The sequence below is a fragment of the Flavobacterium sp. Root935 genome (assembly GCF_001429295.1).
Classification (GTDB): domain Bacteria; phylum Bacteroidota; class Bacteroidia; order Flavobacteriales; family Flavobacteriaceae; genus Flavobacterium.
On the sequence record NZ_LMJL01000008.1, the window covers coordinates 645,469 to 652,706 of the forward strand.

At 30.3% G+C, this 7,238-nt stretch carries 7 protein-coding genes; 2 read left to right on the top strand and 5 right to left on the bottom strand.

Translation table 11 applies throughout. The features are described from left to right. Positions 1-56 precede the first annotated feature (56 nt). The 5 genes from ASE40_RS07940 to ASE40_RS07960 all read right to left on the bottom strand — a co-directional run bounded on the left by ASE40_RS07940 (position 57) and on the right by ASE40_RS07960 (position 4,376). Complete coding sequence (locus tag ASE40_RS07940) at positions 57-749, bottom strand: XAC2610-related protein (protein ID WP_057116411.1); 693 nt, start codon at positions 747-749, stop codon at positions 57-59. Positions 750-755: 6 nt separating this feature from the next. Beyond that, positions 756-1,934: an XAC2610-related protein gene (locus ASE40_RS07945; protein ID WP_057116412.1), complete on the bottom strand. Its 1,179-nt coding sequence runs from the start codon at positions 1,932-1,934 to the stop codon at positions 756-758. A 262-nt stretch (positions 1,935-2,196) separates the two neighbouring features. Beyond that, complete coding sequence (locus tag ASE40_RS07950) at positions 2,197-2,835, bottom strand: XAC2610-related protein (RefSeq protein ID WP_057116413.1); 639 nt, start codon at positions 2,833-2,835, stop codon at positions 2,197-2,199. Positions 2,836-2,996: 161 nt separating this feature from the next. Continuing rightward, positions 2,997-3,686, bottom strand: coding sequence for an SIMPL domain-containing protein (locus tag ASE40_RS07955; RefSeq protein ID WP_057116414.1), 690 nt, complete (start codon positions 3,684-3,686; stop codon positions 2,997-2,999). A gap of 51 nt (positions 3,687-3,737) precedes the next feature. Beyond that, on the bottom strand, positions 3,738-4,376 hold the full coding sequence (locus tag ASE40_RS07960) for a rhomboid family intramembrane serine protease (RefSeq protein WP_057116415.1): 639 nt from the start codon (positions 4,374-4,376) through the stop codon (positions 3,738-3,740). A 112-nt stretch (positions 4,377-4,488) separates the two neighbouring features. Between ASE40_RS07960 and ASE40_RS07965 the strand changes: the two genes are divergently transcribed. Both ASE40_RS07965 and ASE40_RS07975 read left to right on the top strand, forming a co-directional pair. Continuing rightward, the gene (locus ASE40_RS07965; protein WP_057116416.1) at positions 4,489-5,361 is read left to right on the top strand and encodes a lysophospholipid acyltransferase family protein; all 873 of its coding nucleotides are present in this window, start codon (positions 4,489-4,491) and stop codon (positions 5,359-5,361) included. Between the two features lie 190 nt (positions 5,362-5,551). Beyond that, positions 5,552-7,036, top strand: a complete 1,485-nt coding sequence (locus ASE40_RS07975; RefSeq protein ID WP_057116418.1) for a cellulase family glycosylhydrolase — start codon at positions 5,552-5,554, stop codon at positions 7,034-7,036. The last annotated feature ends 202 nt before the right edge of the window (positions 7,037-7,238 follow it).

The window sequence follows — 7,238 nt, forward strand, 5'->3', positions numbered from 1 at the left end:
TTTGTGTAAATGTAAATTAAACATATTTAAGATAATAAATGTCTCTCTCTTTCTTCTTATTTTTCGATTACGATATTATCATGAGTAGTCTTTTTAACCATTTTAGCTTGATTATTTTTAATTTTGTATAGACGCTCTATATTTGGAAGAGGTCCATCACGTACACTAATTGTTTTACTCTTGGCATCAAGATCGAAAATAGAAACAGGAGAATCCATAATCGCTGAAAAAGATCTACTAAACTTATAGCCATTTTGTGTTGATAAATAAAAGTTCCAATGATCATATATTGTGTGAGAAAGTAACGGCTCTCCTTTGATTGCCACATCCATTTTCTTATCAAAATTAAAATCACCATAAATTAAGCCACCATCATCACTAGAATAATAATCGTCAAACCTTCTTTCCTTTACCCGCTTTTTTGTTTTACGATCAAAAACTTTTACCTTTTTAGGCACTGATATCCATGTTGTAACAGAATCTTCTTTATTATACTTAGAATAATAATCTAAAATAATTACAGCATAAAGATTATTTGGCAATAGCACAACATCACCTTCTTTACTTTCTATTTTTTCTGATGGCTTCTTTTTCTTTATTGTATCTAAATCTTTCACAGTAATTGTATCTACTTTAACTTCTTTCTGTACAACAGAATTTTTTACGACAGCGGTCTTTCTTTTTATTTCTGTTTGATATTGGCAGGAAAAGAAAATTGTAAATAAAGAAAGTAAAAAAAGGTTTTTCATTTGTCTTTAGTTTTCAATTGTCTTGTTGATAATATAACTTTCATAACTGTCTATCCATTTAAAATCCTTTTTAAAAGTTATTAGTTTTGACAGACTTCCTTGTTTTGCTTTATTATCTCCTACTAATTTTGTTGTTTTTCCATTTCTTGTAATCTCAACACCAATATCATTTTTGCTATCATATACTTTATATAATGTCTTTTGATCTTTAAAAACTAGCGAATTATTTTTTAAATTATAATTAAATTCATCTGAATAATCAAAACTTACCAAACTATCTTTTCTTTCTATTTGGGTGTAATAAAGTTTATTCGAATAGTCATCAATAAAAATCTTGATTTTCTTTTTAGAATTTTTAATATCAAAAGAAAGTACCGAATATTTGTAATTATTCTCCCAAATATCGGGGCTGATGAATTTAAATTCTGTGTGCGATATCCTTTTCTTACCATTCCAACGGTCATCAAAATGAGAATAAAAAGGACCATCTGACAGGCGAGGTGAATAAAAATTTCTTGTTAACTTAGCCTTATTATTTACAACCTTATATTCAAAAGATTCATCCAATTCAGCTACTCGATAAGCAATAATTTTTTTATTCTTGGCATCAAGCTCCAAGTACGAAATTGGCCTATTCATTATTTCTGAAAAAGATTTACTAAACTTATAACCTTTAGAAGTTGCTAAATAAAAATTGTAATTATAAAAACTACGATATCCTAATATTTCACTTTGAATAGCGACATCCATTTTCCCATCAAAATTAAAATCTCCATAATATAAAAAATCATCTTGGTCTTCAGCATGATCATCAACATAATAATTATCTATTGTTGTCTCTCGAAGCTGCTTTTTAGTAGTACGATCAAAAACCTTAACCTTTATGGGTACAGACACCCACCTTTTCATAGAATCTTTTTCTTTCTTGTTTTCATAAGAATCTAAAATAATGACTGCATAACGATTATTTGGCAATAATACCACTGTCCCTTCATTACTTTTTATTTTTTCTGATTGCTTTTTTTTATCTATTGTATCTAAATCTTTTACAGCAATCGTATTCACTTTAACTTCTTTTTGTACAATAGAATCTTTTACGGCTGCTCTTTTTCTTTTTATTTCTGTTTGATATTGGCAGGAAAAGAAAAATATAAATAAAGGGAAAAGTAAAAAAAGGTTTTTCATTTTGTGCTTATGGATTTAGAAGACTTAATTATAAAAGTTTTATAGCTAAAGAATCCAGCAAAATTAAATTAGAACAATCTTTATGGAAGTACTCCAAAAGTTATAAGAATGATAGAATAAGTTCTTTATTAGAAAAAATGAGAAAAGAGGAAATAAAAAAATCCAAATCTAATTTTTTACGATTGGATTTGGATTTATATAATCTATTTGACAATTCTTTATTCTATTGATTAGAATTACTTTCTGAATCATTGTCAAACATTTAATTATCTATAACTTCTCTAGTTTCTTTGTTATGAAATATCAATTTAATTTTATCCTGTTTAACTTGATAGATCCATGTTTCATCCCATTCTGCTTCTCTTTGTACAGTAATTTTTTTGTTTTTTGAATCAAGTTCTATTGTTTCAAATGCATCTTCTGTTATTTTAGAAAATCTTTTATTTAACTCATAGCCATTTTGGGTGGCCAAATAAATATCATAATTGTAAAAATCTCTATAACCAGAATTTGTTCCTCGACATACTATATCCATTTTTCCATCAAAATTAAAATCTCCATACCAAATACGATTGTTTTTTGAATAGTAAATTCCCTCCAATGGTACTTCGGGTATCTCGTTATTTGTTTTACGATCAAAAATAGTAACCTTTTTAGGTTTATATAAAACATCTGGTTCTTGCCCTTTATTATTTACTACTACAGAGTCTAAAGCAACAACTGCATAATGATTATTTGGCAAATCAATAGTTACACTACCCACCTGTTTATTTTCAGATGAAATACTTATTTTCTCCGATTTTAACTCTGCTACTACTGGTAATTTCTTTTTATCCTCTTCTACTTTTTTACAGGAGAAAACAATTAAAATTATAGAAAAGAGTAATATTATTTTTTTCATTTTATTCTTCTTTTTAATTACGACAAAATTAAAAATTGAATATTCTAAAAAAGCCCGTTAAAGTTTTAAAGGTGATAGAATAAGATTTATTAATAAAAAAAATCCAAATCCCAATCGTAAAAATTGGAATTTGGATTTTAAAAATTTGAATTTTATATCGTTTAGTCTAAAACAAAACTCACACTTACATTTGCAGTAATTTCGATTTCGCCAATTGCCAAAGTTTCGTTTGAAGCTCCAGCTGCATCCATCTCCATTGATTTCATAGCAGCGTACATTGGTCTAGGAGTATAAATCTGAGAGTTATCTGAAATTGTAAAAGCTTTGCCTACTTTTTGTCCTAAAACAGAAACATATTCTTCTGCTTTTACTTTAGCATCTTTCATCGCTAATTTTCTAGCTTCAGATTGGTATTGTGCTAATTTAGATGACTCAAAAGAAACTCTGTCAATACGATTGATTCCCTGCTGTACTAAACCTTCCATTAATTCGTCATATTTAGACAAATCTTTTACAATAATTTCTACAGTCTGAGTTGCGTTATAAGAAGTTTTCTTTTTCTCATAATCGTACTGCGGATTAAGAGCAACTTGTTTGGTTTTGAAATCTGCCGTTGGGATATTCATTTTTTTGATGAATTTTAAAACAGCATCCATCTTTTCGTCGTTTTGTTTTTTAACGTCTTTAGCATTATTCCCTTTTGTTTCAACCGAAGCTGAAATACAAACCTGATCAGGCGCTACTTTTACTTTTCCTTCTCCATTCACGTTGATTAGAGGTATTTGTTTGATTTCTTGGCCGTAAGACATAGTCATAAACATGATTGTTAAAAATAATACTAGTTTTTTCATTTTTGTTAAATTTTAATATTTAGTAAAAGCTTTTCAAAAGTTATGCCAGCATTATAATTTTCCCAATTTTGCCATTGCAAAAAGTATCAAAATCGGAATGGCAAGCAGGATTACCATTAGGGTTTGATCTGTAAATAAAGAAGGCTGTTTGATCAAAGTAATCAAATAACCGCCTATAGCGCCTCCAAAGTGTGCCGTATGTCCAATGTTATCATTTTTGGCGCGCATTCCGTAAATAGAATACAATAAATATAAGATTCCAAAAATATATGCGGGCATCGGAATTATAAAAAATATTCCCAGCATCATGTCAGGCTGCAGCAATATAGCAGAATACAAAACTCCTGTTACAGCTCCCGAAGCACCAACAGCGCGATAACTGTAATCATTTTTATGGAATAACATGGTAAGAAGATTTCCGAAAATTAAACTTCCGAAATAAATAAGAATAAAAGAGAAGGTACTAAGCCAGCCTATAACAACTGGTGCAAAAAAGTAAAGTGTCAGCATATTAAATATTAAATGCATCATATCTACATGCAGAAATCCAGAAGACAGCATTCTAATTTGTTCGCCCGAACGAATACTTCCTACATGAAATTCGTATTTTCTAAAAAAAGAAAGATCATTAAAACCTTTGTAACTAATAACAGCGTTGGTAACGATAATCCCTGCTAAAATGATATTCATAAATTATAATTATTGTGAATTGTAAAGATAATCATTCTAAAACATAAGTGCGTAAGAAAGCAAAATATCAATCATTAATCATTTTTGATTTATCTTTGTAAAAAAAAATTACATGCAGTTTCTCGTTTATATTCTAGCCTATCCTTTGCTTTGGCTAATCTCTATACTTCCTTTTCGATTATTTTACTTATTCTCTGATTTTGTATATTTTCTAGTGTACAGAGTTATAGGATATCGTAAAAAAGTTGTTCGCGAGAACCTAGCGCTTACTTTACCACATTTAAGTGAAGCTGAAAGAAAAGATATCGAGAAGAAATTCTATAAACATATGTGCGATATGTTTTTAGAAATGATAAAAACCATGAGTATTTCTCCAGAAGAAATGGAAAAGAGATTTCATGTAACCAATATTGATCTCGTTTTAGATTATGCTAAAAAAGGAAAAAGTGTAATTCTTGTTGCATCGCATTATGCAAGTTATGAATGGCTTTTAACGATTAATCCAAAACTTGGATTTCAAGGAATTGCTGTTTATAAAAAATTGGCCAATCCGTATTTTGATAAATTGGTTCGAAAAATTCGTTCGAAATACAATACCGAAATGATTGAAACCAGAAAAGCAATTCCGACAATGGCACAAAACCAGCGTAATGGGGTTCTAAGCATGTATGGTTTGGCAAGTGATCAATCTCCTAAATTAGATAGAATTTTCCATTCAATGAAATTTATGGGAGTAGAAGTTCCTGTACACACAGGCGCTGAAATGCTGGCTAAAAAATATGATCTTGCGGTTATAATGGTAAAGGTAAAAAAAGTGAGAAGAGGATATTATGAAGCAACTTTTCTTTCTCTTGCTGATAATCCGAAAGATTTTGAAGATTTTGAAATTACAGAAATGTATTTAAAGGAAGTCGAAAAGCAAATTCTTGAAACACCAGAATTTTATTTATGGACACATAAAAGATGGAAACATCGAGTTAAATAAAAATTTAAAAATCCGAAATGCAGCATTTGCTTTTCGGATTTTTCCTTTAATACTACCTTCGAATTTCATAAAACGCATTCTATAAGTATTTTGATGTGTTTTTGTAATGATTTTTTTAGATTGATTAAAAAGGGAAACGATATAAATTTGATCTTCTCTAATTATCAAAAAAACAAAAAAATCATTAACCATGATCAAAAAATTACTATTTACAGTTTTATTACTGTTTCTCAATCTCAGCATTTCTGCTCAAAGTCCCAAACGAGGCATTGCTTACGGATATCATTCAGAAGCAGATATGCTGGCCTTAAAACCTGGTCTTTCTTGGTGGTACAATTGGTCGCCAGAACCTGATGCGGCTTTAAACGCAAATTACGAATCACTTGGAGTTGAATTTGTCCCAATGGCATGGGGAAAAATCAGCGATGCAGAAGTTCAGACTTTCATCAATAAAATAAAACCAGGAGCGAAATATCTTCTCGCTTTTAACGAACCAAATTTCACCGACGGCGCAAGATTAACACCACAAGAAGCTGTTAATGCTTGGCCAAATATTGAAAAAATTGCTGCTGCAAAAAACCTTGAAATTGTAAGCGCATCTCCAGCTTATAACGGTCCAAACAATTATGGCGGTTATCAAGATCCTGTTGTTTGGCACAATCAGTTTTTTCAATTATGTCCAAACTGCAAAGTCGATTATATTGCTTTTCACACGTATGATGATACTGCAGGTTCTGTCATTGGTGTTACCGGACTTTTAAAGAAATTCAATCGTCCGCTTTGGATTACTGAATTTGCCAATAGAGTTATTCAAAGTGCTGCTGATAAAACAGCTTTTATGAAAACTATTTTAACCAATTTTGAAAATGATCCTGACATTTTCCGTTACTCATGGTATACTGGAAGAGTAAATCCTACTTGGACAGATATGTTAGAAGGACAATTATTAAGTTCCACAAGCGGTGTTCTACGACCAATTGGAACTGAATATATCAATGCCCCTTATACAACAAAAAAAATAACTGTTCCAGGCCGTGTTGTAGCAAACAAACACTATAGAAGAAAAGGAACCGGCTTACAAGCCACGTTAGACTCTAACACGGGGCAAAATGTTTGTTTTATCAATGATGGAGACTGGAATGAATTTATGCTAAATGTTCCTGATGCTGGAACATATAATTTGACTTTCAGATTTGCTTCACCCGTTAATACTGGAAAATTTGATATACTTGTAAATGATGTAATTGTTAAAACAGACGAAACCTTTCCGCCAACTGGCGACTGGCAGACTTATGGAGACAAAGTTGTAAACGGAGTTGCATTACCAAAAGGTGAAGTTTACTTGAAAATAAAATTCAAATCAAACGATATCAATTTTAATTATATTGATGTTATTGCCGCCAATCTTGGTGTTGGAGAATCTGAACTGGAAAAAAACAGTTTTACAGTTTATCCAAATCCAATAAAAAATCATTCTATTCTTCATATCAAATCGGTAGAAACTGAGTCAGTAAAATTAAAAATTGTGGATATGAATGGAAATACCGTTTTTTCTTCAGATGATTATTTTACCAATCAAGACGTAAAAATTGGTGACAAATTACCAAAAGGGGTTTATATTGTAAATGCTGTTTATGGTAAAATTGAAAAATCAATTAAGATTATTAAAAACTAAGATCTTAATTCTTCAATTTTTAGAAATTAAAATCGTCTACAAATTTGTTCTGTAGGAACATTTCGTCGGTAGAAAAAATTATAATAGTATCAGATTTTACGTTCCGTAGGAACGTTTGATTTTTGACCGCATTTTTAACATCTAATCTCAAACGTTCCTACGGAACGTCTACATGCATGTGCTATTTTTTTTTCTACCGACG

Excerpts from the sequence above, each read along its gene's own strand:
- ASE40_RS07940 (WP_057116411.1), bottom strand. The coding sequence starts at position 749 with ATGAAAAACCTTTTTTTACTTTCTTTATTTACAATTTTCTTTTCCTGC.
- ASE40_RS07945 (WP_057116412.1), bottom strand. The coding sequence starts at position 1,934 with ATGAAAAACCTTTTTTTACTTTTCCCTTTATTTATATTTTTCTTTTCC.
- ASE40_RS07950 (WP_057116413.1), bottom strand. The coding sequence starts at position 2,835 with ATGAAAAAAATAATATTACTCTTTTCTATAATTTTAATTGTTTTCTCC.
- ASE40_RS07955 (WP_057116414.1), bottom strand. The coding sequence starts at position 3,686 with ATGAAAAAACTAGTATTATTTTTAACAATCATGTTTATGACTATGTCT.
- ASE40_RS07960 (WP_057116415.1), bottom strand. The coding sequence starts at position 4,376 with ATGAATATCATTTTAGCAGGGATTATCGTTACCAACGCTGTTATTAGT.
- ASE40_RS07965 (WP_057116416.1), top strand. The coding sequence starts at position 4,489 with ATGCAGTTTCTCGTTTATATTCTAGCCTATCCTTTGCTTTGGCTAATC.
- ASE40_RS07975 (WP_057116418.1), top strand. The coding sequence starts at position 5,552 with ATGATCAAAAAATTACTATTTACAGTTTTATTACTGTTTCTCAATCTC.